Genomic DNA, 24,990 nt, shown 5'->3' with positions numbered 1-24,990 from the left:
TTGAGGAGTTTGACGATGCAATTCAAGTCACATGCCAGAACTCTGGCAATTGCCCTGTCTCTTGCCCTGATTGCCGGCTGTTCCAGCACCGGTGGCAGCCGTGACGGGTCCATGGATGGCACACGCGCCGATGGTGGCGTCGGCACGGGAACTGCCGGCGCTGGACAGGTCAGCGGTACCGGTGTCAGCGGCGATCGTGCCGGCCAGCAGGCCGACGGTCGTATCCCCGACGTTCGCACCATCTATTTCGACTTCGACCGTGACACCATCCGTTCGGAATTCGAATCGGTCCTGGTCGCGCATGCCCGCTACCTGCGCTCCAACGGCAATGCCCGCGTCGTGCTGCAAGGCCACACCGACGAACGCGGCACCCGCGAGTACAACATGGCGCTGGGTGAGCGTCGTGCCAACTCGGTGAAGCGCTTCCTCGAGGTGCAGGGCGTCTCTCCGTCCCAGCTCCAAGTGGTCAGCTACGGTGAAGAGCGTCTGGCGGTGCGTGGCAACGGCGAAGATGCACATGCCCAGAATCGTCGCGTGGTCTTTGCCTACTGAGCGAACAGGCGCCGATAAGCGCCGAGGGAGTAAAGCATGAGACACAGTCTGAAAAGGCTGTGCGGCGCGGGAGCCCTGGTGCTCCCGCTGTCCGTGATGAGCCTTGTCGAAGCGCAGCAGCGCCCGATCGTGGAAGACCGCACCGCTCAGCCCCGCGGGTTCATGGAGCAGGCCGAAGTGCGTGAAGAGCCCGGTGGCAGCCTGGTGCTCTACAATCAGTTGCAGGACCATCAACGCGAGATGCAGCAGCTGCGCGGTCAGATTGAGGAGCTGCGTCACCAGCTCGAGCAGCTGCGCAACCAGACCCGCCAGCAGTACATGGACCTCGACGAGCGGATCACCGCCGGCAGCGCCGGTATTCAGACCAGTCCCGAGGTCGATCAGGACGCGGCTCGCCAGGTAGCGCAGACGCCGTCTCCCAGCGGCACCAGCGCCGATGCGCAGGCTGCCTATCAGGCCGCTTTCGCCAAGGTTCAGTCGCGCCAGTTCGGCGAGGCCATCCAGGCCTTCGATGCCTTCGTCGTCGACCACCCCGACACCACGCTCACGGCCAACGGCTACTACTGGCTGGGCGAGCTGCATTCGGCGGAGGCCAACCTGGATCAGGCGGAGACGGCATTCCGCACGGTCATCGACGACTATCCGCAAAGCAGCAAGGTGCCGGATGCTCTGTACAAGCTGGGCCTGATCAAGGCACGTCAGGGCGAGCTCGAGGAGAGCCGTGGCCTGCTCGAACGGGTGCGTGACGACTATCCTGACAGTAGTGCCGCTGGCCTCGCCAACGATTTCCTGCGCCAGTCGCTGTAACGCACTGGCCCTGCCAAAGGAGTGAAGATGACCTGCAAGTTCGACTACGAGGCGCCCGCCGATCTGCTTCGCGATCGCATCGTCCTGGTGACGGGGGCCGGTGACGGCATCGGTCGCGCCGCTGCGCTGGCCTATGCCCGTCACGGTGCCACGGTGGTATTGCTGGGACGCACCATCGCCAAGTTGGAAAAGGTCTACGACGAGATCGAGACCGCCGGCGGGCCTCAGCCGGCCATCTTTCCGCTCAATCTCGAAGGCGCCACGCTGAAGGACTACCACGACATGGCCGAGACGCTGGACAAGGAGTTCGGCCGGCTCGATGGCATTCTGCACAACGCGGGCCTGCTCGGTCGCATCACCCCGTTCGAGCAGTACAACCCCGAGCTGTGGGATCAGGTCATGCAGATCAACATCAACGGCCCGGTGTGGATGACCCAGGCTCTGCTGCCGCTGCTGAAGTCTTCAGCCGATGCTTCCGTGGTGTTTACCTCGTCGAGCGTGGGACGTAAGGGGCGTGCCTACTGGGGCGCCTATGCCGTCTCCAAGTTCGCCACCGAGGGCTTCATGGAGGTGCTGGCGGAGGAAGTCGAGCACCTGGGCACGATCCGGGTCAACACCCTGAACCCAGGGGCAACCCGCACCAAGATGCGCGCCAACGCCTATCCGGGCGAAGACCCGCAGACGTTACGTACGCCGGAAGAGATCATGCCGACCTATCTGTGGCTGATGGGGCCGGATAGCAAGGGGGTAAACGGCCAGCGCTTCGACGCCCAGCCTAAATAACAAATGGCTGCGCGGGCGAATCGCTGCGTTGCCCGAATGCTCGCATTCCTCACGTATAACCCCATACGCTCGGATTGCTGTGCCTCGGGCGCCTGGCGCTTCATCCCGCTCGCCTATTTGCGCTAGCTTAGCGGTCTCTGGTTTGACTGCAGCCTGTCTGGGGCTTCTCAGACGGGCTGTAGCAGGGCTTCCACCAGCGCTTCGCAGGTCTCGAACCAGAGATCGGCCGGCCACTGCCGGTAATCCTCTCCCTCCTCGATGTAACCGTAACCCACGGCGACGGCGACCATGCCGGCGGCGCGGGCGGCCTGCATGTCGCGCAGGTGGTCGCCGATGTACCAGCAGCGGGCGGGAGAGACGTCCAGCCGTTCCGCTGCCACCCACAGCGGCTCCGGCGCGGGCTTGCGCTGCGGCAGGTCGTCGGCGCAGAGCAGGGCGCCCGGGGTCAGTCCCAGGCTTTCGATCAGCGGTGCGGCGTAGGCGCGCGGTTTGTTGGTGACGATGCCCCAGGGGCGATGCTGCGCTTCCCACCTGGTCAGCAACCGGTCGAGGTGGGGGAACAGGCAGCTCTCGTCGGCTACCGCCCGGCCATAGGCATCAAGCAGGAACTGGCGCGCTTCGTCATGGCCGTGATGCGTCTTGTCCAGACCCAGCGCCAGGGCGACCAGGGCGCTGCCGCCATTCGACACCTGGGCCCGAATCACCGGGTAGGGCAGCGGCTCCATGCCGTGATGAGCCCGCAGGGCGTTCGTGGCGCGTGCCAGATCGGGGGCGGTGTCGACAAGGGTACCGTCGAGATCGAACAGCAATGCTGCGGGAGGCGACGCGTTCATGCCTGCTCCCGCTGGCAGTGCATCAGGTAGTTGACCGAGACGTCGTTGCTGGAGAGGCGATAGCGCCGCGTCAGCGGATTGTAGACCAGGCCGCTCTGCTCGCGGACGCTGAGGCCGTGCTCGCGGCACCAGCCGGCAAGCTCGGCAGGGCGAATGAACTTGCGATACTCGTGGGTGCCACGAGGCAGCATCTGCAACAGGTATTCGGCCCCGACGATGGCCAGGGCGTAGGCCTTGGGGTTGCGGTTGATGGTCGAGAAGAACACTTGCCCGCCCGGTTTGACCAGCGAGGTGCAGGCGCGAATGACCGAACCCGGATCGGGCACGTGCTCGAGCATTTCGAGGCAGGTCACCACGTCGTATTCGCCGGGCTGTTCGGCGGCCATGGCCTCGGCGCTGGCCTGGCGATACTCGACATCGACGCCGCTCTCCTGAGCATGCAGGCGTGCCACGGCGAGGGGCGCCTCGCCCATGTCGATACCGGTGACCTTGGCGCCGCGATGGGCCATGGCCTCGGCGAGTATGCCGCCCCCGCAGCCGACGTCCAGCACCTTGCGCCCGGCCAGGCCGCAGCGGGCATCGATGAAGTCCAGACGCAGCGGATTGATGTCATGCAGCGGTTTGAACTCGCTCTGCGGATCCCACCAGCGGCTGGCCAGAGCCTCGAACTTGGCGATCTCGCCCTGGTCGACGTTGTGGTGGAAACTTGCGCTCATGTGATCTCTCCGTGTCAATTGGGCTGGCACCCTGGCAACATTCTTTACCTTCGGTATCATGCGCTATTGTACCCGTAGCTGCCCGGGCTTTCCCATGACGGAATCTAGGACAGGCCCGGGAAGTTCTTTTCCACCAACCGACAAGGAAGGCACCATGATCCGCAAGGCCGTACTCCCCGTTGCCGGTTTCGGCACCCGCTGTCTGCCGGCTTCGAAGGCGATTCCCAAGGAGATGATCACCATCGTCGATCGTCCCGTGATCCAGTATGTGGTCGACGAGGCGGTCAAGGCCGGTATTCGCGACATCGTGCTGGTGACCCACGCCAGCAAGAGCGCCATCGAGAACCACTTCGACACCCATTTCGAACTGGAAGCCACTCTCGAGGCCAAGAACAAGCAGGAGCTGCTCGATGAGCTGCGCTCCATCGTACCCGCCGACGTCAACATCATCAGCGTACGGCAGCACGAGCCGCTGGGGCTCGGTCATGCCGTGCTCTGTGCGCGACCGGTGATCGGCGACGACGAGCCGTTTGCGGTGCTGCTGCCGGACGTGCTGGTGGACGACGAAGGGCTAGAGCGCAACGATCTCGCCGGCATGCTGGATGCCTACGAGACGACCGGGCGCTCGCAGCTGATGGTGGAGGAGGTGTCCTGGGATAGCGTGCACAAGTACGGCATCGTGAGCCCTGAGGGCGAGCCGCCCGCTGCCGGCAACTCCTGTCCGCTGGCCGGGGTGATCGAGAAGCCGGCCCGGGAGGATGCTCCATCCAATCTGGCCGTGATTGGGCGTTACGTGCTGCCGGGCAGCATCTTTGCGCTGCTGGCCGAGACGCCGCCCGGGGCCGGCGACGAAATCCAGCTCACCGACGCCATCGAGACGCTGCGCCAGCGCGACGGCGTCGATGCCTGGCGCATGTGCGGCAAGACCTACGACTGCGGGCATCAGCTCGGCTATCTCGAGGCCACCCTGGTCTATGCCCGGCGCCACCCCCGTTTTGGCGAGGGATTCCGCGAACTGCTCGCTCGCTATAGCCAAGCGGGGTAAGTGTCATGCGCGTACAGATACATGGCAGCGAACTGGCGGCGGCTACGGCCGCCGCTGCGCTCTCCTGGGTCGGCCACCAGGTCCGCTGGGTGCCGCATGCCTCGATGCGCTGGCCGGCGCTGCAGGCCGCCGACTGGCTGCGTCGTGAGCCCGACTTGCTCGAGCGTCTCGAAGAGGGGTTGGAGCAGGGCACCTTGAGCCTGGCCAATGGTGAAGGCGCGGCTTCGGGCGAGGCCATCGACATTCTCTGGCTCGCGCTCTCGCCGGAGCAGCGCGAGGAAGCCGACGAGCTGGTGGCTGAGGTCGCCGGACGGCAGCAGGGAGCGCTCATCCTGGTCAACAACTCCACCTTTCCGGTGGGCGAGACCGAACGCCTCGAGGCGCGTCTCGGCGGCAACGGTCGGCGCGCCGTCGCCCTGGTCGACATGATCGAGGAAGGGCGCTCCTGGGCCAGTTTCACCCGTCCTGGCCGCTGGCTGCTGGGCTGTGACGACGAGCATGCCGAGGCGCAGGTACGCGAGCTGTTGCGAGCCTTCAACCGGCGGCGTGACGTGATGCAGCTCATGCCGCGCCGCGCCGCGGAGCTGACCAAGCTGGCCACCATCGGCATGCTGGCGACACGTATCAGCTACATGAACGAGATTGCCGGTCTTGCCGACAGCCTGGGCGTCGACGTGGAGTACGTGCGCCAGGGGATGGGGGCCGATTCCCGCATCGGCTATGAGTACCTCTACCCGGGCTGCGGTTTCGGCGGTCCGCACTTTTCCCGCGATCTGATGCGACTGGCCGACGTACAGGAGGCCAGCGGGCGTCAATCCGCGCTGCTCGAACAGGTGCTGGACATCAACGAGCAGAAGAAGGAGACCCTGTTCCGCAAGCTCTGGACCCATTTCCACGGTCAGCTCGAAGGACGCACCGTGGCGATCTGGGGCGCCGCCTTCAAGCCCGGCTCGGCGCGTATCGATCATGCACCGGTGTTGACGCTGCTTCGGGCACTCTGGGCTCAGGGAGTGCGGGTGCAGCTTCACGACCCTGCAGCCGTTCCGGCGCTGCGCGCCGAAGTGGGGGACCACCCGTTGCTCAGCTTGTTCGACGGCGATCCCTATGCCGCCTGTGAAAATGCCGATGCGCTGATGCTGGTCACCGAGTGGAAGCACTACTGGAATCCCGACTGGTCTCGGCTGGCCAAGCTGCTGCATGAGAAGCTGCTGCTGGATGGCCGTAATATCTACGATCCCACCCACGTCGCCAGTTGGGGGTTGGCCTACCGTGGTATCGGTCGGCGTGCCGAACCCGGAGAGAGCTCGACGCGTTGAGGTGGCAGTGTGCGCGCAGGCGTGCAACCTGCTTACAATGGTGAGGCGCCTGCCGCACCTGCCAACAAGGAGTTCGACATGCCCGAAGCGCGTCCTTCCGAGCGACGTCCCATCGTGCCCGATCCTGATACCAGCCTGACAAGGCCGCGCCGCCCTATGACGCCCCAGCCCCGCCTGTGGCCGCTGAAATTGGCCGTGCTGCTGTTGCTGGTCATGCTGGTTGGGGTGAGCTGGCTGGGGTGGCAGGAGCGTGAGCGAATGAATGCGCAGGTGCTCCAGATCACTGCCGAGATGTCCAATGTCCATGCCCGCTTCGATGCCGAGGAGGGCCGCGGCGAGCGTTTCGAGCGCCTCGAGTCGCGCCTCTCGGCGGTCATGGATCATGCCGAATCCCTGGTGGCACGGATGGCCAGTCTGGAAGTCGACGTACAGCAGGTCGGTGAGCGGGACGGTTCGCGATTCGAAGCCATCGATGAACGTATCGACGACATTGCTCTGCTGGTCGATGATCTTTCCGGAAACGTCGAGCGAATAGTCACCGAGGCCGAAGACCGCGAGGCGTTGCTGGGTGCGGTACGCTCATCGCTGAATGCGCTCGAGCGGGCAGGCGAAGAGGGGCGCGAGGTCCTGGCGGCGAGAATCGATGCACTGGCCGAAGATGATGAAAGTGTTGTACAACATGTCGAGGAGCTGCAAAGCGCCCAAGAAGCGCTGGCAGAAGAGCAGCAGAGCATGAGAGCATCGCTCGATGAGCGGCTCGAAGCCCTGGACGAGCATGTCCAGCAGCTCATCGAGCAGCAGCTTGCTGCCTTGGATGAAACCTTCCAGGCTCGCGAAGCAGCGCTGGAGGAGCGGCTCGAGACGCTGGCCGGCGACATCGAGACTGTCGCTGAAGCCGACGAAACCTCTCAGGTCGTCGATGAGCTGCGCGCCAGGCTGGCAGGCATCGATGCGGAACTGCGCGAGCTGCGCCAGGAGCAGCTGTCGCTGAGCGCTGGGCTGGAGGCCCTGCGGTAGGATAGCCGGGGCCAGGGCAGGCCGGCAGCAGTCAAGACGGGAAGCCGTGAATATGGGAAGAGGCGTGATTTCACGCATGGGGGCGGCGGCCCTGTGTCTTGGCATGGCGCATGGAGCGCTGGCACTCGAGGCACGAGTCGACGGGGTGACGGACCCGGTTGCGGAGAACATTCGTCACTATCTCAGCGAACTGGAGGCCGCCCAGTACGACCGCCGTCGCCTCGAAGGCGTGGTGGTGCGTCGTGCTCGCGAGGCCATGCGCGTCTACGGCTACTACGAGCCGCGTATCAGCCCCCGGCTCGATCAGCAGGAGCCGCCGCGTTACGTCGAACTGGCCATCGATCCCGGCCCGCAGGTCGTCGTGCAGGTGCTCGAGGTGCGCATCGAGGGCGACGCTGCCCGCGACGGGCCTTTTCGTGACACCGTGGATGACTTGCCTCTCCAGGTGGGAGATCCCCTGGAGCATGCGCCCTGGGATCGCATGCGCAATCGGTTGGCCAACCTCGCCCTGGAACGGGGCTATTTCGACTGGTCTTTCACCGACCGACGCATGGAAGTGCGCCCCTTCGACGAGAGCGCCAGGCTCTACCTCACTCTCGACAGCGGGCGACGCTACACCTTCGGTAATATCACCATACGCGGCCACCATATCGTCGAAGATCGCTTGCGCAACATCGCGCCCTTCGAACCCGGCCAGCCCTATCTTGCCGGTCAGGTGGCGCTCTATGCCCAGCGGCTCGGGCAGACCAACTGGTTCAGCTCAGTCAGCGTACGGCCAAGGCTCGATGCCCGCCGTGAGCTTGCCCTGGCCCCGCCAACCGTAGGGTGGTGGAACGCGGTGGCGACCGAGGGCGAGGCCGCATTGCCACAGGTGCCTTCGACGCGCACCGCCCTGGCGACCGGCCCCCGGCTCTCCGCCTCGGCGCTGGCTGCCGTTGCACGGGTGCACGCGCCGGAGCAGCCCAGCATGCCGATCGACGTATCCCTGGCCCCGGCCGATCGTCACCAGTTCGAAACCGGCATCGGCTATGCCACCGACGTGGGGCCACGCATGAATTTCGGCTGGAATCAGCCTTGGATCAACCGCTTTGGGCACAGCCTCGAACACGATCTGTTCGTCTCGCAGCCGGAGCAACAATTCACCGGTACCTATCTGCTGCCGCTCGACGACCCGCTGCGCGATCAGTATCGCTTCCAGTACGGCCTGCGCCATCGCGACAATCAGGACACGCGTACCAACGAAGCCACCATCGAAGCGGCACGCCGCTGGGAGTTCGACAACCGCTGGGTACAGACCCTGTTCGTGCGCGCTACCTACGAGGACTTCACCCAGGGGGGTGAAGCCGAAAGTGTTTTCATCTACTACCCCGGGGTGAGCTGGTCGCGTACGCGCACCCGCGACCCCCGTTTTCCCACCTGGGGCGATCGCCAGCGCATTACATTCGAGTATTCGGACAGCGTGTGGGGCTCCGATGCCGACTTTCTGCGCATGACCGGCAACACCGAATGGATCCGCATGCTGGGCGACGACCTGCGTTTCGTCACCCGGCTGGGGGTCGGAGCCATCGAAACCGATGACTTCTCCCAGGTGCCGCCCTCGCTGCGCTTCTTTGCCGGCGGCGACCGTTCGGTAAGGGGCTACGGCTTCGAGACTCTGGCGCCACGTAACGAAGAAGGTCTGTTGCGCGGCGGGCAGCAGATGCTGGTCGGCAGCGCCGAGCTTCAGCGGCGTGTCTCCGGCAACTGGTGGGGCGCCGCCTTCGTCGACAGCGGCGATGCCTTCGACGACTGGTGGCCGGAAACCCTCAATACCGGTGCCGGCCTCGGCGTCAGATGGATATCCCCCGTCGGGCCGGTGCGTTTCGATATCGCTCACCCCTTCGATGACGAGGAGAACTCGTGGCGTCTGCACTTCGCCATCGGCCCGGAATTCTGAGAATGCGCCTGCTGCTGTGGTCGCTGCTCCGTTTACTGATCGTGCTGCCGCTGGTGGCCATCGGCATGCTCTTCCTCGTGCTGGGCCTGGCACTGTCACCCTGGGGGGCCGGCTTGCTGCTCGAAGAAGGGGCCAAGCGTGGTTTCTATCAGTTGGAGCGTATCGAAGGGGCGCCGCTGGATCGACTCGTGCTGCATGGGTTCCAGATCGAGGCGGGTCCTGCCGACATCGCCGCCGAACGGCTCGAACTCGTTTGGGCGGATGACTGCCTGCTGCGGGGGCGTCTGTGTATCGAACGCTTGGCCATGCAGGGGGGGCGGGTACGGCTGCAGCCGGGACAGGCCGCTGACGAAGCGCCCGCAGCAGCGGCCCAGGACGAGGCCGAGGCGAGCGATCCGATCCGTTTGCCGTTCCCCATGGAGGTGCGCGAACTGGTGCTGGTGGATACCCGGGTGAGTCTGGCCGACGGCACGCAGGTCGAACTCGCTCAGTTGGATACCACCGCCATGGCCGAGAATTCAGGACTGCAGCTCGGTGCTTCACGAGCCGAAGGCCTGAACGTGACGCTGCCCGCCGATGCCGATGCCGATGCCGAAGCCGTGGAGGAGAGGGCGGGCGAGGGGGCCGCTCCGCCGGCAGCGGATGTTCCCGATGAGCTGCCGGCGGCCACCGCGCCGGCGCCGTTCCACTTCCCGCTCGACATCACGGCCCCCGAGCTGGTCATCGAAGATGTCGTGCTGCGGCTGGGCGACGGCACCCAGGTTGCCTGGAACAGACTGCATACCGGGATCGAGGCCGAGGGCGAACGGCTGACGCTGCTGCCCACACGGCTCGAGCGGCTACAGGTCAGTCTGTCAGCGGGCGGGGCCGAGCAACTGGCGCTGGAGGCGCCGGCAGGCACGCCGGTGCTGAGCGCTCAGGCACTGGCCGCCGCCGAGGCCGCTGCTCGGGCACCGCTGCCGATCGAGGCCGGTGAGCCCGACGAGCCACTGGCGCAGCGCGAGCGCATCGCACTGCCGGAAATCGTCCTGCCCTTGACGATAGCGGCGCCGCGCATTCATCTCGACGACGTCGAGGTGCGGGGGCCGCTCGATTATGACCTGCGTCATCTCACCCTGGCCTTCGAGGCCAGCGGCCACGTGGTCGAGATCGTTGCTCTGGAAGCCGCCAGCCTGGACGCCGACGTCAGGCTCGGCGCCCGCATCGAATTGCGTGACGATTACCCGCTCCAGGCGCGGCTGGAGGCCGCGCTGTGGCTGCCGGAGCTGATGCCCGAACTTGCCGGGCAGCGGCTCGACCTCAGGCTCGACGGCACGCTGGCCGAGCTTGACGCCGAGCTCGTGGCACGCGGCCCGGTGGGCACGCGACTGACCGCCCAGGCCGATGTGCTCGATCCTGAGGTGCCTTTCTCCGCCAGGCTGCGCAGCGAGTTCCTGCAGTGGCCGCTGCCGATGGCGGCCGCCTTCGCCGAAGAGGATGACGCGCTCGACGACCCCTATGTGATCGAGGACCTCGATTTGCGTCTGTCGGGCACTCTCGACCAGTACAGCGCGGCACTCTCGGCCCGGGTCGAGGGGCCGGAGGTGCCGCTGACCCGGATTGCCCTTACCGGTAGCGGCGACCTGGAGCACTTTGCCTGGACCCCGCTCTCCCTGAGCCTCGGCAATGCCTCGGTGGTCAGCCGTGGGCGCATCGAATGGCATGACGGCCTGGCGCTCGATGCCACCGTGCGCCTCGACAATCTCGACCCCGGCCAGTTCACCGATGCCATGCAGGGGCGCCTCAGCGGGAATATAGACCTCGCTTTCAATCAGGTCGAAGCAGGCTGGCAGCTGCGGGTGCCGCGGCTGGCCATCGACGGTCAGCTGCAGGAGCTGCCGCTGTCGCTGCGGGCACGCCTGGCCGGTGACAGTGACATGCGCTGGCAGGTACAGGAGTTCGATTTCCGCCAGGGGCAGAACCGCATCACCGCTGCCGGCGCCATTACCGAGCAGCGCATGGACCTCAGCGGCGACATCTCGCTGACCGAGCTCGGCAGCCTGCACGACGACCTCAGCGGAAGCCTGAGCGGTCGCTTCCGCACCGCCGGTACACCGGAGAACCCACGCTTGCAGCTCGACCTGCAAGGCCAGACCCTGGCGTTTGCCGAGAACCGCCTCGAGGCGCTGCAGCTCACCGCTAGCGTCCAGGGGCTGGACGATCCGACCCTCGATGGCAATCTCGTCATCGAGCAGCTAAACGCCGGGGGCCAACGTTTCAGCGAGGTGTCGCTGGCCCTGTCCGGCCGGCTGTCGTCCCATCGGGCCGAACTGACCGCGCTTGCCGGGCGGGGCATGCCGCTGTCGCGTGCCTCGCTGGTGCTCGAGGGTGGGCTCTCCACCGAGCGCCAGCGCTACAGTGGTCGCATCGATCCATTGGAGGTCGATACCGATTACGGCGAGATGCGACTCGCTGATCCCGTGACGTTCACTTTCGATCTGGCGACGAGCCGGGCTCAGGTACAGCCATTCTGCCTGCGTCGAGAGCAGGGCGGACACCTGTGTGTGGAGGAGACGCTGCAGGCCGGCGCCGACCAGGGCCAGGTGAGTCTGGCCGTGCGCGGGCTGCCCATGAGCATGTTCAACGAGTGGCTACCGGAGGACTGGCGAGCCAGCGGCGAGACCGACCTACAGCTGCAGGCCGGTTGGCGACAGGGCGGTCGGCAGTGGAGCGCCGAGGCGAATCTGGCCAGCCAGCTCGACCTGGAAGGGGTGGATATCTATGGGCAGCCCTGGGCGATGCCCGCGACTCGCCTCGACGTGCAGTTGGATGCCAACCAGGCGCGTATGGCGCTGGCTCTCGACCTGGGCCTTGGCGATGCCGGGCGGCTGGCCCTGAATCTCGATCTGAACGACCCGCTGGGCAGCGGAGAGCTTGACGGTAGTCTCGTCGTCGATGCTCTCGATCTGTCCCGCTACCAGACTCTGGCAGCCGGGCTCGACATGCTGGAAGGTACCCTGGCCGGCCGGGTCGGAATCTCCGGAAACCGTGACAACCCCAGCCTGGATGGTGCGCTGGAACTGACCGGGTTGCGCGCTTCGGGGCTGGATGTGCCGCTGATCGTGGAGGATGGCCGCATTCGCATTGAATTCAACGGCGACAGTGCACGCCTGATGGGCTATGTCGCTAGCGACGACGGGCGCCTGGTGATCGACGGCAACGCCAGTTGGCCCTCGCTCGACGAGTGGCGCATCGCCATGGACCTTGACGGTACCCGGCGGCCGCTGCTGGTGAGCATGCCGCAGTTCGGCCGCCTGCGAGTCTCCCCTCAGATCGCCGTCAGGATTACCCCGCAGGCACTGCGCGTGCGGGGCGACGTTCAGGTGCCTTGGGCACGACTGGAGATCGGCGAGGCGCCGCCGGCGGCAGTCAGTCCCAGTCCAGACGAGATCATCATCACCCGGCGCGATGAGGCCCGAGCCCAGCGGCGTGAGGAGTTGGAACCGACCGCCGGCGGTGACGAAGCCGCCGCCGTGGCGCTGCGCGAGGCGGGCATGGAACTGGACGTGCGTATCGAGCTACATCTGGGACCGGACATGATGCTTGCCGCGTCGGGCCTGGAAACTGGCCTGGCCGGCACCCTGCAAGTGCGCCAGCAGGATGGCCCGGTGCAGCTGTTCGGCGAGGTCAACCTCGTTGACGGTCGTTTCCGCGCCTTCGGCCAGGATCTGCTGATTCGGCAGGGGCAGCTGCTGTTCAGCGGACCACCGGATCAGCCGCTGCTCGACTTCGAAGCCATACGCAATCCCGACATCACCGAGGATGGCGTCATTGCTGGGCTGCGCGTTACCGGCTTCGCTGCCGAGCCAACCCTGGCGATTTTCTCCGAGCCGGCCATGGACGAAGCGCGGGCACTGTCGTACCTGCTGCGCGGCCGGGCACCACGGGACGGCGACGCGGACGGCGCGCTGACCTCGGCCCTGGTGGGCCTGGCATTGGGGCAGACCGGCGGGGTGGTCGGTGCCATCGGCCAGGCGTTCGGCATCGACGATCTGGCGCTGGAGACGACCGGCGTCGGCGACGACAGTCAGGTGGTCGTGAGCGGCTACCTGACAGAAGATCTGCGCGTCAGCTATGGTGTCGGTATCTTCTCGCCGATCGCGGAGCTTACGCTGCGCTATACCCTGTGGCGCAATCTCTACGTGCAGGCCGTTTCCGGAGCCGCCCAGGCCGTCGATCTGGTTTACATCTTCTCCCGGCCCGGTCGGCCGCCACGGCTCGAGCCCGCTCAGTGAGCGCCTTCAACGTGTTGCTGCGAGGATAACGTCATGAACATCGATCCGACTCATGCCCTGCCGGGGCGCGACACGCCGCTTCGGATATCCGGCGTGCATGCCGTCAGCGGCCGCTCGATGCTGCCGCCGTTTCCCGAGGGGCATGAGCAGCTGGTTGTTGGGCTTGGCTGCTTCTGGGGCGCCGAGCGTCTGTTCTGGCAGCACCCGGGGGTGTATGTAACGGCGGTTGGGTATGCCGGCGGGGTGACGCCCAACCCCACCTATGAGGAGACCTGCTCCGGGAGGACCGGCCACGCCGAGGTGGTGAGGGTGGTGTTCGACCCTCGCCAGGTAGACGTCGAAACGCTGCTGAAGGTGTTCTGGGAAGCCCATGATCCGACTCAGGGCATGCGCCAGGGCAACGACATTGGCAGCCAGTACCGCTCGGCGATCTACGCCACCAGCGATGCCCAACTGGCAGCCGCCAAGCGCAGCCGGGACGTCTATCAGTATTCGCTGGCTCAGGCAGGGCGCGGCCAGATCACCACCGAGATCGCATCCCTCGATGTCTTCTATCCGGCCGAGGAGTACCATCAGCAGTATCTGCACAAGAACCCGGGCGGCTACTGCGGGCTGAAGGGAACCGGAGTCAGCTGTCCGATCGACTGAGCCGGTGGTCGGCGATCGAGCGCCACGAGTCGCCGAGACTGGCCCAGCCTTCCAGCTCGCGGGCGAGGCGTCGGGCCAGCCATGGCGAGAGACGCTTGTGGCGCCATTCCATGAAGCCGACGTGCCCGCCATGGTGGGTGATTTCCAGATGCACCGCAGCGGAAGGCTGTGGTAGGCGCTGGAACAGTCCGGCCGGCATGAAGGGATCGTCATCGGCGTGCAGGATCAGGGTCGGCAGCTCGATGTCGCCGAGCAGCCTTCCGGCCGAGGCGCGCCGATAATAATCGTCGGCGCCCTGAAAGCCGTGTAGCGGGGCGGTCACGGCATCGTCGTATCCACGCAGGCTGTCGATTCGCTGCAGCGCCTCGCCGTTCAGCGACAGCGGCAGCTCGCCGCGCACCAGCCGTGGCGCCACCTTGCGTTTGAGGGCCCTGAGTAGATGGCGTTCGTATACCCGGGAAAAGCCCCGGTTCAGGGTATCGGCGCTGGCGGCAAGGTCGAGCGGGGCGCTGATCACGATGGCGCCGGCCAGATCGAGGCCGCTGCCACCCTGTTCCGCCACTAGCTTGAGCAGCATGTTGCCGCCCAGTGATACTCCGACGGCCACCTTCAAGGCGCCGGGGTAGCGTCGCGAAAGTTCGGCGATCAACCAATAGGCATCGGCGGTGTCGCCGCTGTGGTAGGCACGCGGCAGGCGGTTCGGTTGACTGCCGCAGCCGCGGAAATGCATAAGTACCGTGCGCCAGCCCATGCGGCTGGCCGTGGCGAGCAGCCAGCGGGAATAGGGGGAGTGAAACGAGCCCTCCAGACCGTGAAACAGCACCAGGATCGGCGCCGTGCTGCTGGTGGGGATCGGCCGGATCCAGTTGAGTTCGACGAAGTCGCCGTCGGGGAGTTCGAATAACTCGACGTCACGGGCGAGTCGGGGGCGGGGCAGAAAGCGGGGCAGCAGCGTCTGAACGTGCGGATTGCTGAATCCGCGCGGCGGAGCAAAGTCGGCCTCTTGCTGCCGTTCACGCATGTCGCTCACTCGTGTTCCAAGGTCAGATTGCGTACCGAGTTCGTGGCGATGGCCACGTTGTCTTCGATGCGAATACCGCCATGAGGCATCAGGCGTTCGACCAGCGGCCAGTTCACGGCGCTACCCGCGGGGCCTGCCTCCAGCGGTCCGAGCAGCATGGGAATGAAGTAGAGCCCGGGTTCTATGGTGACCGTCATTCCCGCTTCCAGTTCCCGGGTCAGGCGCAGCGCCGGATGCTCGGGCGGCGGTGGCAGAGCCGTGCCTTCACGGCTCATGCGTCCGGCCACGTCGTGTACCTGCACGCCCAGCAGATGGCCCAGGCCATGAGGGCAGAAGGCGCGGGTGATACCGCTTTCGAGCGCGGCCTCGGCGGAGGCGCTGACCAGTTCGCTCTCGACCAGCAGTTCCCCCAGTAACTGATGCATACGCTCGTGCAGCGCGACGAACTCGACACCGGGCGCCAGGGCGGCAACCAGTTGCTGCTTGATGTCGTTCATGCGCGTTATCAGCGCGGCGAAGGTGGGGGCGGCGTCCGGCCCCGGCCAGCTGCGGGTGATGTCGGCGCAGTAGCCGCGGTAACGGTGCCCGGCATCCACCAGCAGGCTATGGCGCGACACCGGCGCTTCATTGGCGTAATGCTGATAGTGCAGCACCGCGCCATGGGCGCCGAGACCGATGATGTTGCCGTAGGGCACGTCGCTTTCACGCTGTCGCGATGCCTTGAGGTAGGCCAGCTGAATGTCGAGTTCGCTCGCGCCGGTCAGGAATGCTTGTTGGGCGGCTCGGTGGCCGTACAGCGCCATCCGGTTGGCCTCGCTCAGACAGGCGATCTCGTACTCGCTCTTGCGTACCCGGCCCTCATCCAGGGCGATCAGCAGGGCGGGGGGATTGCGCTCGGCGCCAAGGGCGCGAGCCGTGTCGTCATCAATGTCGCCGATCACGGCAAGGCGGCTGGCCTTCACTGCCGGCGGTGTCTCGAAGCGACCGCTGATCACCTCGAGGTATTCGGTCCAGCCCTCGTCGGGAAGGCTTGGCGGCAGATGCCAGAAGTCGTCTGGCGCATGCACGAAGCAGGTCGTGCGCTGGCCCGGCCTCACCAGCAGCCAGCTATGAGTCAGGCCGGCCTGACCGGTCCAGTGCTGGAAATGGCCGTAGCTGCAGAAGCTAGCGTGCTGGTCGTCGCCGAAGTGCAGGGCAGGGTGGCCGCTGTAGATCAATACGCCGTCATACCCCAGGGCGCCCAACACCTCGGCGTAGCGCCGTTCCAGGGCCTCGAGGTGTCTGTTCTGAAGCGGGGCAAGAGCGTCGGGCATGTCAGGTTCCGGCAGTTGGTGGCTTCGATTCAAGTGTAAGGCCTGGTATGGGCGGTTTCGAGCCGGTCAGCTTCAGCCAGAGCCTAGCAACTGTCGGACGCTGCCTGAAGCCGGTCGATGCGATAAAGCGTGGCCACCTGATCCAGTCCTTCCACGGTACAGCCGAGATCGGCGATGCGACCATCGCCCAGGCCGTAGATCCAGCCGTGAACGGAAAGTTCTTGGCCGCGCTGCCAGGCGAGCTGAACGATCTTGGTGCGACACAGGTTGTTGACCTGTGCCTGCACGTTGAGCTCGCAAAGCCGGTCGACCTGCTGGTCCAGCGGTAAATCCTCGAGCGAAGGGCGATGCTGGCTGTAGAGCTCGCGCACCGAATGCAGCCAGTAATCCACCATGCCGCAATCGCCGCCCGTCACTGCCGCTCGCACGCCGCCGCAGCCGTAGTGACCGACCACCATGATGTGTCTGACCTTGAGGACATCGACGGCATACTGCACCACGGAAAGGGCGTTCATGTCGTTGTGATGCAGCAGGTTGGCGACGTTGCGGTGGACGAAGACTTCACCCGGTGGCAGCGAGACGATCTGATTGGCCGGCACCCGGCTGTCGGAGCAGCCGATCCAAAGATAGTCGGGGTTTTGCTGGCGGGAAAGGCGGGTGAAATAGTCCGCATCTTCCTGACACATCCGCTCTGCCCAGCGCCGGTTGTTTTCCAGCAGGCAGTCGATTTCCTGGTTCATGGCAGAGTCCGTCCGAAGGTCAGAGAGTGGGGAGGGCACCTTTTACCGCCATGCCCCGAGTCGGTCAACCAGGAGCTGCACCTAGGTACCACTCTACATGGGGCACCGCTCTACGTGGGGCATCGCTCTACAGGGTTACACCTGCACTGTTATGATCTGCCGATCAGACCGGGTATGCCACCAATCCCGGCTAGACGAGGAGAAATGCGTGTCAGACTTCGACTATGACCTGTTCGTGATTGGCGCCGGCTCCGGTGGGGTTCGTGCCGCCCGCACCGCAGCGGCAACCGGTGCCAGAGTGGCCGTTGCCGAAGATCGCTATCTGGGCGGCACCTGCGTGAACGTGGGTTGCGTGCCCAAGAAACTCTATTCCTATGCCGCCCATTTTCACGACGCCTTCGAAGACGCCCGAGGGTTCGGCTGGAGCCTGCCCCAGGCCCCGCGCTTCGACTGGGCCACCCTGCGCGACAACAAAGTGCGCGAGATCAAACGCCTCAACGAGATCTACGGTCGTCTGCTGGGCAACGCCGGGGTCGAGTTGATTCACGGCCGGGCGCGGGTAGTCGATGCTCACCGCGTCGAGGTCGATGGCCGTGCCTACACCGCCGCCAAGATTCTGGTGGCCGTGGGCGGCTGGCCCTGGGTACCCGACTTCCCCGGTCGCGAAATGGCCGTGACGTCCAACGAAGTGTTCGATCTGGAGCGCATGCCGCAGCGTTTCCTGGTGCTGGGCGGCGGCTACATCGCGGTGGAGTTTGCCAGCATCTTCAATGGGCTGGGCAGCGAGTCGCACCTGGTCTATCGCGGCGAGCTGTTCCTGCGCGGCTTCGATCGCGAGGTGCGTGAATTCACCCGTGAGCAGATGGCCGCCAAGGGTGTGAACCTGCACTTCGAGACCAATATCGAAAGCATCGAGAAGGTAGAGGGTGGGCTTCTCGTGGCGCTGACCAACGGTGAGTCGCTGGAGGTGGACGTGGTGCTGGCGGCTACCGGCCGCAAACCCAATCTCGAGGGGGTCGGGCTCGATGCGCTGGACATCGCCCTCAACCCCGACGGTACCGTCAAGGTGAACGACCGCTTCGAGACCACCATGCCCTCCATCCTGGCGCTGGGCGACGTAACGGGAGGGCCGGAGCTGACGCCGGTGGCGCTGGCGGAAGCCATGCATCTGGTCAGCCAGCATTTCGGTGAGGCACCGCCCAAGCCCATGGATTACCGCAACATCGCCACGGCCGTGTTCTGTCATCCCAACATCGGCACGGTTGGCTTGTCGGAAGAGCAGGCGCGCAAGGAGTATGACGCGATTCGCGTCTACCGCACCGATTTCCGACCGATGAAGCATACGCTTTCCGGCAGCGAGGAGCGCTGCCTGATGAAGCTGATCGTCGACGATGTCAGCGACGTGGTGGTCGGTGCCCATATGGTCGGCGAAGAGGCGGGGGAGCTCATTCAGGGCATCGCCATTGCGGTGAAGGCGGGGCTCACCAAGGCGGACTTCGATGCCACCGTGGGCATTCATCCTACTGCTGCCGAAGAATTCGTCACCATGCGCACGCTGTCGAGGCGCTAGAGCGGCCGCCAATCGAGCACGTTCTCTGCAAGCACTCAGTGCCTCACGTCGGGCCGCCTTTTCAGGCGGCCCGTTTCATTTCCTACGCCGGTGAAATCCTGGACTAGACTTGCGATAGATCCTATCCAGGCCGGCTTCGCGTTGTAGGCGATGCGTACGGCTTGGAAAATCTTGATAATTTTTTGTTATTGAACTGTGCCTCAGTCATAACGCTAGTTTTGATTTGTCGCTAAGCCCTGTTATCATTAGCTGCAACATCGCTACAGCGAAACCTGACCATGAACATGACACCGCAGCCTTTCACTCCTTCCGCCGACCTGGCCCGCCCCAGCGTGGCCGATGCCGTGGTCGGTAGCGATGCCTCGCCGCTGTTCATCCGCAAACCCAACCCAGACGACGGCTGGGGCATCTACGAACTGGTCAAGTCCTGCCCGCCACTCGATGTCAATTCCGCCTACGCCTACCTGCTTCTGGCGACCCAATTTCGCGACACCTGTGCCGTTGCCACCAATGAAGAGGGCGAAATCGTCGGCTTCGTTTCTGGCTACGTGAAGAGCAACGCGCCGGATACCTATTTCCTGTGGCAGGTGGCGGTGGGCGAGAAGGCGCGCGGTACCGGCCTGGCCCGGCGCCTGGTAGAAGCCGTCATGAGCCGCCCCGAATTGCTCGACGTGCACCATCTGGAAACCACCATCACGCCTGACAATCAGGCGTCCTGGGGGCTTTTCCGCCGCCTTGCCGATCGCTGGCAGGCACCCCTCAATAGCCGTGAATACTTCTCGACGGATCAACTCGGCGGTGAGCACGACCCCGAGAATCTCGTACGTATCGGCCCTTTCGATACGCGGCGCATCTGATCCCCATCCCATTGCCGGACGGCCGAGCGGCTCGGTCGTCCACGCAGCCTTTCGCCTGATCATCTGACAGGAGGTCACCATGCAGACCCAGACACTCGAACGTCTCGAATCCAATGTGCGCACCTATTCCCGCTCGTTTCCGGTGGTTTTCACCAAGGCCAGGAACGCACGCCTGACCGACGAGGACGGCCGCGAGTACATCGATTTTCTGGCCGGCGCCGGCACCCTCAACTATGGCCATAACAACCCGCACCTGAAGCAGGCGCTGCTGGACTATCTCGATAGCGACGGCATCGTTCACGGCCTCGACTTCTGGACCGCCGCCAAGCGCGACTACCTGGAAACCCTCGAGGAAGTGATCCTCAAGCCGCGTGGGCTGGACTACAAGGTGCATCTGCCAGGCCCGACCGGCACCAACGCCGTCGAGGCGGCGATTCGCCTGGCCCGGGTAGCCCAGGGCCGGCACAACATCGTGACCTTCACCAACGGCTTTCACGGCGTGACCATGGGCGCGCTTGCCACCACCGGCAACCGCAAGTTCCGCGAAGCCACCGGTGGCATCCCGCTGCAGGGCAGCGCTTTCATGCCATATGACGGCTATCTTGGCGAGCATGCTGACACGCTCGATTACTTCGAGAAGCTGCTGGGCGACAACTCCAGCGGCCTCGACCTGCCGGCGGCGGTGATCGTCGAGACCGTACAGGGCGAAGGCGGTATCAACGTGGCCGGGCTCGACTGGCTCAAACGTCTGGAGCGGATCTGCCGCGGCCACGGCATCCTGCTGATCGTCGACGACATTCAGGCCGGCTGCGGCCGCACCGGCAAGTTCTTCAGCTTCGAGCATGCCGGCATCACGCCCGACATCGTCACCAACTCCAAATCGCTGTCCGGTTTCGGCCTGCCGTTCGCTCACGTGCTGATGCGGCCGGAACTCGATAAATGGAAGCCCGGCCAGTACAACGGCACCTTCCGCGGCTTCAACCTGGCTTTTGCCACGGCCGCGGCGGCCATGCGAAAGTACTGGCAGGACGACACCTTCGAGCGTGACGTTCAGCGCAAGGGCAGGGTGGTCGAGGACCGCTTCCAGAAGATTGCCGCCTGGATTGGCGAGCAGGGTGTGAATGCCAGCGAGCGCGGCCGTGGTCTGATGCGCGGCATCGATGTGGGCGACGGCGAGCTGGCCGACAAGATCACCGCCAAGGCCTTCGAGAAGGGGCTGGTGATCGAGACCAGTGGTCAGGCCGGCGAGGTGGTCAAGTGTCTGTGTCCGCTGACGATTCCCGACGAGGATCTGCTCGAGGGGCTGGATATCCTCGAGGCCAGCGTAAAGGAAGTCTTTGGTTGAGCGGCGATTCGCCGAGCAACGGGCAGAAACCGGCCGGCTGCGGTGTCAGCCGGCCAGTCCATGGATCGTATGGAGTGACAGAGCAATGATCGTTCGCAATCTCGAGGAAGCGCGTAAGACCGACCGCCTGGTCAAGTCGGAAAGCGGCACCTGGGACAGCACGCGTCTGGTGCTGGCCAGCGATGGTGGCGGCTTCTCGTTCCACATCACGCGGATCTACGAAGGCACCGAGACTCACATTCACTACAAGCATCACTACGAGTCGGTGTACTGCATCGAAGGCGAAGGTGAAGTGGAGACTCTGGCCGACGGCAAGATCTGGCCGATCAAGCCCGGTGACATCTACGTTCTCGACCAGCACGACGAACACCTGCTGCGCGCACACAAGACCATGCATCTGGCCTGTGTGTTCACGCCGCCGATCACCGGCAAGGAAGTGCATCGCGAGGACGGTTCCTACGCGCCGCCCGACGAAGCCTGATAGACTCAAAGGCTCAGGTACAGACCGCAACCCCGGCCAACGCCCGGGGTTTGGCGTATCAAGGCACCGGGGTCTGGCGTATCAAGGAAAGAGACAGGTAAGGACGGCATCGCCCGAGCGCAGTGATTCTGCATCCCGATAGTTCGCATAATGTATATTATGTTAAATCAGCTATCTGTTACGATGTTGGACAAGCCCACCTCGAAATCCTTATCATCCCCCGTCATGCCCGGCGCGATTGCCCAAGCGCCCCAGACCCCGGTGTTACCCGGGATTGTGCCAAGCCCACTGTCGCTGCGCCCAATGCGCTGTCCAAATGGAGGCTGTCGATTTTCATGCAACCGAGAACGCTATCCGCCCCCGCCGTCTGGTTGCTGAGTTCGTTGTTGATCAGCGGATGCGCCCTCAATTCCGGGCCTCAGGTCGAGCCTGAGCCCACACTGAGTCCCGACCTTTTCGAAGCGCGTATCGGCCAGCTCGAGGAACGCATGGCCTTGCGCTGCGACCAGACCGAGGCTCACTTCGCACAGCATGAGCGCCACCAGGCCGAGCTGCTTGCCGAACTGCGCGATGCGGGTGTCACGCTGCGCCACCTGCGTGGCGACATCGAGCGGCTCGAGCAACGTAGCGGCGACGAGCCGATCCTTGTTCCGGCCGAATGCAACAACGAGCTGAGCGAAGCGCTCTCCTCCAAGGAGATGGTGGGTCGTGCCGAATGGATCGGGCTGCCGGAGGTGGGTACCTATCTGCGCGCCCGGGTCGATTCCGGGGCCAACACCTCCTCGCTGAGTGCGACGGACGTCACTCGCTTCGAGCGCGACGGTGAGGATTGGGTGCGTTTCAAGCTAGGCCTCACCGACAACGATATCGTCGTCGAGCATGTGCGCGACGAGTGGATCGAGCGCCCGGTCGAGCGCCGGGTACGCATCATGCAGGCCGCCGGCAGCGAGTCGCGCCCGGTCGTCAGCCTCATGATGACGCTGGGTCCGATCCGCGAAACCGTGGAGTTCACCCTGAGTGACCGTACTCACCTCAACTATCCGGTGCTGCTCGGTCGTCGTTTCCTCATGGACATCGCCCTGATCGACGTGGCAGAGAACTATCTCCACCCCCGTCCCGAATTCCCCGGTGGCCGCCCTGCCTCCGAGGCGGCCGAGGACCAGATCAACGACCGGGACGAAGAAGAAGGCTGATCGTGGCCTGACTGCCCTACCTGCAAGGATTCTACATGTCACGACTGCCCTTCTACCTCATCGTGGGTCTGCTGATGGTGCTTGGCATCGGCACGAGCCTGCATCGGCACATTCAGATGGAGGTGCCCTGGACGCCCGGTGAGCAACGCCAGATCTGGGAGGTCGAGGCCATCGTCGACTTCTCCGCACTTGGCGATCCCGTGCGGGTCGATCTGGCGCTGCCTTCGCACCAGCGTGGCTATCGCATTCTGACCGAGAATACGGCCTCGCCGGGCTACGGCCTCTCGTTTCTGCAGGATGAGCGCAGTCGCCGCGCGCAGTGGTCGATTCGCAGTGCCACGGGCAGCCAGCAGCTCTATTACTCCGTGCGCTTGCAGGTGACCGAAGACAGGCGTCAGCAGCAGATGGTGCGCCCGCCGCTGCGAGAGATCAGCTGGGAGCGGCCCTACGATACCGCCGCCGCCCAAGTCATCGAGCGGGCCTGGATGCGCAGCGCCGACCCCTACACCTTCACCCGCGAGCTGATCCGCGACTTCAGCGAAGACCGCCAGGGCGAGAACGCGCGTCTTTTGCTGACCCAATTCGAGCGCACCCCGCTGCTGGTACGGCTGCTCAACCAGGCCGGCGTACATGCCCGCGAGGTGAGCGGGCTGATGCTCGAGGATGGCCGCCGCCGGCAGTCGCTGACATCCTGGATCATGGTGTTCGAGGACGAGCAGAACTGGACCCTGTTCAATCCCCGTACCGCCGACCAGGGGCAGCCGGACAACCTGCTGCTGTGGGAAGCCGGCGGGCGCGCCGTGCTCGAAGTTCAGGGCGGGACCAATTCGCGCGTGACCTTCTCGATGCTGTCGCGCAATCAACCGGCAGCGGCGGCGGTGCGCAGCCAGTTGGCGGACGATACCCTGCTCAACTTCTCGATCCACAGTCTGCCGCTGGAGGAACAGGCCCTCTTCCAGACCATCCTGTTGATCCCCATCGGGGCTCTGGTGGTGGTTTTCCTGCGCATCATCGTCGGCATCAAGACCTCCGGCACTTTCATGCCCGTGTTGATCGCCCTCGCCTTCATTCAGACGACTCTGCCAACCGGCATGATCGGTTTTCTGTTGATCGTGGCGGTGGGACTGGTGATACGTAACTACCTCTCCTACCTCAACTTGCTGCTGGTGGCGCGAGTGTCGGCGGTCATCATCACGGTGATCGCGATCATTTCTCTGTTTTCGGTGCTATCGTATCGAGTGGGACTCAATGCAGGCCTGACGATCACCTTCTTCCCGATGATCATCCTGGCCTGGACCATCGAACGGATGTCGATCCTGTGGGAGGAAGAGGGTCCCAAGGAGGTCTTGATTCAAGGCGGCGGAAGCCTCATTACCGCCATACTGGCGTACCTGGCCATGAACAACCCCTGGATACGCCATCTCACCTTCAACTTCCTGGGCGTGCAGCTCATCATCATGTCGCTGATCCTGCTGTTGGGTAACTACACGGGATATCGGCTGCTCGAGCTGCGACGCTTCAAACCGGTCACCGAGGATTGAGTCCCATGTGGGCACGACCGAAGCAGCTCAAGCTCCGAGGCATCATCGGCATGAATCGGCGCAACATCCGCTATATCGGGCGCTACAACAGCCGGCGCTTGTACCCGCTGGTGGATGACAAGCTGAAAACCAAGCTGCTGGCGGAAAAACACGGGATCACCACACCGGCGCTGATCGGCACCGTGTCCACCCAGTTCGGCGTCAAGGCGCTGGGCAGCATGATTGCCGGTCATCCGGGGTTCGTCATCAAGCCCGCCAAGGGTAGCGGCGGCAAGGGCATCCTGGTCATCGAACATGTCGATGGAGAGAGTTTCATCAAGCCCAGCGGTGCCCGCCTGAGCATCGAGGATCTCCATCGCCACGTCTCGAATATCCTCTCCGGTCTCTATTCGCTGGGCGGTACGCCCGACGTGGCCATGATCGAGGGGTTGATCAACTTCGACGAGAAGCTCTCCGAGTACACCTACGAAGGCGTACCCGACATTCGCGTGATCATCTTCCGCGGCTATCCGGTGATGGCCATGATGCGTCTCTCCACGGCGGCTTCCGACGGCAAGGCCAACCTGCACCAGGGTGCAGTGGGCGTGGGGCTGGACATTGCCACGGGCACGGCGGTACGCGGCGTCCAGTTCGACCGTACCAGGCGCGACCATCCCGATACCGGCCATGAGCTCGCCAGCCTGCGGATTCCCGACTGGTCCAACCTGCTGGAACTGGCGGCCGGCTGTTACGAGATGACGGGGCTTGGCTATCTGGGCACCGATATGGTCATCGATCGCAACCGTGGGCCCATGCTGCTGGAGCTCAATGCCCGCCCCGGCCTGGCCATTCAGATGGCCAATGGCGAAGGGTTGCGTGCGCGTCTGGACCTGGTGGAGAAGCAACCCGAAGGAGTGAGCGTCAAGGAGCGAGTCGCCTTCTCGCAGCGCCACTTCGCGCGTCATGGCGAACTCAAGGCGCTTCCTGAGCCCGTGCTGGCCGAGGCAAGCCTCAGCACGTAGA

21 protein-coding genes are annotated in these 24,990 nt (G+C 64.6%); 16 read left to right on the top strand and 5 right to left on the bottom strand.

Features of this window, described 5'->3' with window-relative positions; translation table 11 throughout:
• Window positions 1-15: 15 nt before the first annotated feature.
• Genes pal through HOP59_RS11450 form a run of 3 tightly spaced genes read left to right on the top strand, consistent with a single transcriptional unit; the run spans window position 16 to window position 2,142 of the window.
• Window positions 16-552 carry a peptidoglycan-associated lipoprotein Pal gene (gene pal / locus HOP59_RS11460; protein WP_010628613.1) on the top strand — a complete coding sequence of 179 codons (537 nt, stop codon included), beginning with the start codon at window positions 16-18 and terminating at the stop codon, window positions 550-552.
• Window positions 553-588: 36 nt separating this feature from the next.
• Window positions 589-1,359 carry a tol-pal system protein YbgF gene (gene ybgF / locus HOP59_RS11455; RefSeq protein ID WP_010628612.1) on the top strand — a complete coding sequence of 257 codons (771 nt, stop codon included), beginning with the start codon at window positions 589-591 and terminating at the stop codon, window positions 1,357-1,359.
• A gap of 27 nt (window positions 1,360-1,386) precedes the next feature.
• Window positions 1,387-2,142, top strand: a complete 756-nt coding sequence (locus HOP59_RS11450; protein WP_010628611.1) for a YciK family oxidoreductase — start codon at window positions 1,387-1,389, stop codon at window positions 2,140-2,142.
• Between the two features lie 167 nt (window positions 2,143-2,309).
• Here HOP59_RS11450 and HOP59_RS11445 read toward each other — a convergent pair whose 3' ends face one another.
• Both HOP59_RS11445 and ubiG read right to left on the bottom strand, forming a co-directional pair.
• A complete protein-coding gene (locus tag HOP59_RS11445; RefSeq protein ID WP_010628610.1) occupies window positions 2,310-2,975 on the bottom strand; it encodes an HAD-IA family hydrolase in 666 nt (221 codons plus the stop codon).
• Window positions 2,972-3,691, bottom strand: a complete 720-nt coding sequence (gene ubiG, locus HOP59_RS11440; RefSeq protein ID WP_010628609.1) for a bifunctional 2-polyprenyl-6-hydroxyphenol methylase/3-demethylubiquinol 3-O-methyltransferase UbiG — start codon at window positions 3,689-3,691, stop codon at window positions 2,972-2,974. The genes HOP59_RS11445 and ubiG overlap by 4 nt, the downstream gene beginning before the upstream one ends.
• Window positions 3,692-3,845: 154 nt before the next feature.
• Between ubiG and galU the strand changes: the two genes are divergently transcribed.
• From galU to msrA, 6 genes are all read left to right on the top strand, one after another.
• A complete protein-coding gene (gene galU / locus HOP59_RS11435) occupies window positions 3,846-4,736 on the top strand; it encodes a UTP--glucose-1-phosphate uridylyltransferase GalU (RefSeq protein ID WP_010628608.1) in 891 nt (296 codons plus the stop codon).
• Window positions 4,737-4,741: 5 nt separating this feature from the next.
• A complete protein-coding gene (locus tag HOP59_RS11430) occupies window positions 4,742-6,052 on the top strand; it encodes a nucleotide sugar dehydrogenase (protein WP_010628607.1) in 1,311 nt (436 codons plus the stop codon).
• Window positions 6,053-6,130: 78 nt separating this feature from the next.
• The gene (locus HOP59_RS11425; protein WP_010628606.1) at window positions 6,131-7,069 is read left to right on the top strand and encodes a coiled-coil domain-containing protein; all 939 of its coding nucleotides are present in this window, start codon (window positions 6,131-6,133) and stop codon (window positions 7,067-7,069) included.
• Between the two features lie 64 nt (window positions 7,070-7,133).
• A complete protein-coding gene (gene tamA, locus HOP59_RS11420; protein WP_338073330.1) occupies window positions 7,134-9,005 on the top strand; it encodes an autotransporter assembly complex protein TamA in 1,872 nt (623 codons plus the stop codon).
• Window positions 8,969-13,279, top strand: coding sequence for an autotransporter assembly complex protein TamB (tamB, locus tag HOP59_RS11415; protein WP_234254037.1), 4,311 nt, complete (start codon window positions 8,969-8,971; stop codon window positions 13,277-13,279). The genes tamA and tamB overlap by 37 nt, the downstream gene beginning before the upstream one ends.
• 33 nt (window positions 13,280-13,312) lie before the next feature.
• The gene (msrA, locus tag HOP59_RS11410; RefSeq protein WP_234254036.1) at window positions 13,313-13,927 is read left to right on the top strand and encodes a peptide-methionine (S)-S-oxide reductase MsrA; all 615 of its coding nucleotides are present in this window, start codon (window positions 13,313-13,315) and stop codon (window positions 13,925-13,927) included.
• On the opposite strand, the gene HOP59_RS11405 is transcribed toward msrA, so the two are convergent.
• The 3 genes from HOP59_RS11405 to can form a co-directional block, all read right to left on the bottom strand.
• Window positions 13,908-14,948, bottom strand: coding sequence for a hydrolase (locus HOP59_RS11405; protein WP_234254035.1), 1,041 nt, complete (start codon window positions 14,946-14,948; stop codon window positions 13,908-13,910). The two genes, msrA and HOP59_RS11405, sit on opposite strands and share 20 nt — an antisense overlap.
• Before the next feature lie 5 nt (window positions 14,949-14,953).
• Window positions 14,954-16,261 carry a Xaa-Pro dipeptidase gene (gene pepQ / locus HOP59_RS11400; RefSeq protein WP_234254034.1) on the bottom strand — a complete coding sequence of 436 codons (1,308 nt, stop codon included), beginning with the start codon at window positions 16,259-16,261 and terminating at the stop codon, window positions 14,954-14,956.
• An 83-nt stretch (window positions 16,262-16,344) separates the two neighbouring features.
• Window positions 16,345-17,001: a carbonate dehydratase gene (gene can / locus HOP59_RS11395; protein WP_010628600.1), complete on the bottom strand. Its 657-nt coding sequence runs from the start codon at window positions 16,999-17,001 to the stop codon at window positions 16,345-16,347.
• 208 nt (window positions 17,002-17,209) lie between these two features.
• Between can and gorA the strand changes: the two genes are divergently transcribed.
• The 7 genes from gorA (at window position 17,210) to HOP59_RS11360 (ending at window position 24,989) form a co-directional block, all read left to right on the top strand.
• Window positions 17,210-18,571 carry a glutathione-disulfide reductase gene (gorA, locus tag HOP59_RS11390; RefSeq protein WP_234254033.1) on the top strand — a complete coding sequence of 454 codons (1,362 nt, stop codon included), beginning with the start codon at window positions 17,210-17,212 and terminating at the stop codon, window positions 18,569-18,571.
• Between the two features lie 278 nt (window positions 18,572-18,849).
• Window positions 18,850-19,428, top strand: a complete 579-nt coding sequence (ectA, locus tag HOP59_RS11385; RefSeq protein WP_010628598.1) for a diaminobutyrate acetyltransferase — start codon at window positions 18,850-18,852, stop codon at window positions 19,426-19,428.
• Between the two features lie 79 nt (window positions 19,429-19,507).
• Window positions 19,508-20,773 carry a diaminobutyrate--2-oxoglutarate transaminase gene (ectB, locus tag HOP59_RS11380; protein WP_234254032.1) on the top strand — a complete coding sequence of 422 codons (1,266 nt, stop codon included), beginning with the start codon at window positions 19,508-19,510 and terminating at the stop codon, window positions 20,771-20,773.
• An 85-nt stretch (window positions 20,774-20,858) separates the two neighbouring features.
• The gene (locus HOP59_RS11375; protein WP_010628596.1) at window positions 20,859-21,254 is read left to right on the top strand and encodes an ectoine synthase; all 396 of its coding nucleotides are present in this window, start codon (window positions 20,859-20,861) and stop codon (window positions 21,252-21,254) included.
• A gap of 335 nt (window positions 21,255-21,589) precedes the next feature.
• Complete coding sequence (locus tag HOP59_RS11370; RefSeq protein WP_234254031.1) at window positions 21,590-22,447, top strand: ATP-dependent zinc protease family protein; 858 nt, start codon at window positions 21,590-21,592, stop codon at window positions 22,445-22,447.
• Window positions 22,448-22,482: 35 nt separating this feature from the next.
• On the top strand, window positions 22,483-23,988 hold the full coding sequence (locus tag HOP59_RS11365) for an inactive transglutaminase family protein (RefSeq protein ID WP_234254030.1): 1,506 nt from the start codon (window positions 22,483-22,485) through the stop codon (window positions 23,986-23,988).
• A 5-nt stretch (window positions 23,989-23,993) separates the two neighbouring features.
• Window positions 23,994-24,989, top strand: a complete 996-nt coding sequence (locus tag HOP59_RS11360) for an alpha-L-glutamate ligase-like protein (RefSeq protein ID WP_010628592.1) — start codon at window positions 23,994-23,996, stop codon at window positions 24,987-24,989.
• The last annotated feature ends 1 nt before the right edge of the window (window position 24,990 follow it).

Source organism: Billgrantia aerodenitrificans, from assembly GCF_021404405.1.
In the GTDB taxonomy this organism is placed as follows: Bacteria; Pseudomonadota; Gammaproteobacteria; order Pseudomonadales; family Halomonadaceae; genus Halomonas; species Halomonas aerodenitrificans.
This window is presented reverse-complemented; position numbering and strand designations above follow the sequence as displayed.

What these genes read in the sequence shown, in the direction of transcription:
- HOP59_RS11450 (WP_010628611.1), top strand. Translation starts at nt 1,387, where the DNA reads ATGACCTGCAAGTTCGACTACGAGGCGCCCGCCGATCTGCTTCGCGAT.
- galU (WP_010628608.1), top strand. Translation starts at nt 3,846, where the DNA reads ATGATCCGCAAGGCCGTACTCCCCGTTGCCGGTTTCGGCACCCGCTGT.
- HOP59_RS11445 (WP_010628610.1), bottom strand. Translation starts at nt 2,975, where the DNA reads ATGAACGCGTCGCCTCCCGCAGCATTGCTGTTCGATCTCGACGGTACC.
- ubiG (WP_010628609.1), bottom strand. Translation starts at nt 3,691, where the DNA reads ATGAGCGCAAGTTTCCACCACAACGTCGACCAGGGCGAGATCGCCAAG.
- ybgF (WP_010628612.1), top strand. Translation starts at nt 589, where the DNA reads ATGAGACACAGTCTGAAAAGGCTGTGCGGCGCGGGAGCCCTGGTGCTC.
- pepQ (WP_234254034.1), bottom strand. Translation starts at nt 16,261, where the DNA reads ATGCCCGACGCTCTTGCCCCGCTTCAGAACAGACACCTCGAGGCCCTG.
- HOP59_RS11425 (WP_010628606.1), top strand. Translation starts at nt 6,131, where the DNA reads ATGCCCGAAGCGCGTCCTTCCGAGCGACGTCCCATCGTGCCCGATCCT.
- HOP59_RS11405 (WP_234254035.1), bottom strand. Translation starts at nt 14,948, where the DNA reads ATGCGTGAACGGCAGCAAGAGGCCGACTTTGCTCCGCCGCGCGGATTC.
- HOP59_RS11365 (WP_234254030.1), top strand. Translation starts at nt 22,483, where the DNA reads ATGTCACGACTGCCCTTCTACCTCATCGTGGGTCTGCTGATGGTGCTT.
- HOP59_RS11370 (WP_234254031.1), top strand. Translation starts at nt 21,590, where the DNA reads ATGCAACCGAGAACGCTATCCGCCCCCGCCGTCTGGTTGCTGAGTTCG.
- HOP59_RS11430 (WP_010628607.1), top strand. Translation starts at nt 4,742, where the DNA reads ATGCGCGTACAGATACATGGCAGCGAACTGGCGGCGGCTACGGCCGCC.
- HOP59_RS11360 (WP_010628592.1), top strand. Translation starts at nt 23,994, where the DNA reads ATGTGGGCACGACCGAAGCAGCTCAAGCTCCGAGGCATCATCGGCATG.
- ectB (WP_234254032.1), top strand. Translation starts at nt 19,508, where the DNA reads ATGCAGACCCAGACACTCGAACGTCTCGAATCCAATGTGCGCACCTAT.
- HOP59_RS11375 (WP_010628596.1), top strand. Translation starts at nt 20,859, where the DNA reads ATGATCGTTCGCAATCTCGAGGAAGCGCGTAAGACCGACCGCCTGGTC.
- pal (WP_010628613.1), top strand. Translation starts at nt 16, where the DNA reads ATGCAATTCAAGTCACATGCCAGAACTCTGGCAATTGCCCTGTCTCTT.
- can (WP_010628600.1), bottom strand. Translation starts at nt 17,001, where the DNA reads ATGAACCAGGAAATCGACTGCCTGCTGGAAAACAACCGGCGCTGGGCA.
- ectA (WP_010628598.1), top strand. Translation starts at nt 18,850, where the DNA reads ATGAACATGACACCGCAGCCTTTCACTCCTTCCGCCGACCTGGCCCGC.
- msrA (WP_234254036.1), top strand. Translation starts at nt 13,313, where the DNA reads ATGAACATCGATCCGACTCATGCCCTGCCGGGGCGCGACACGCCGCTT.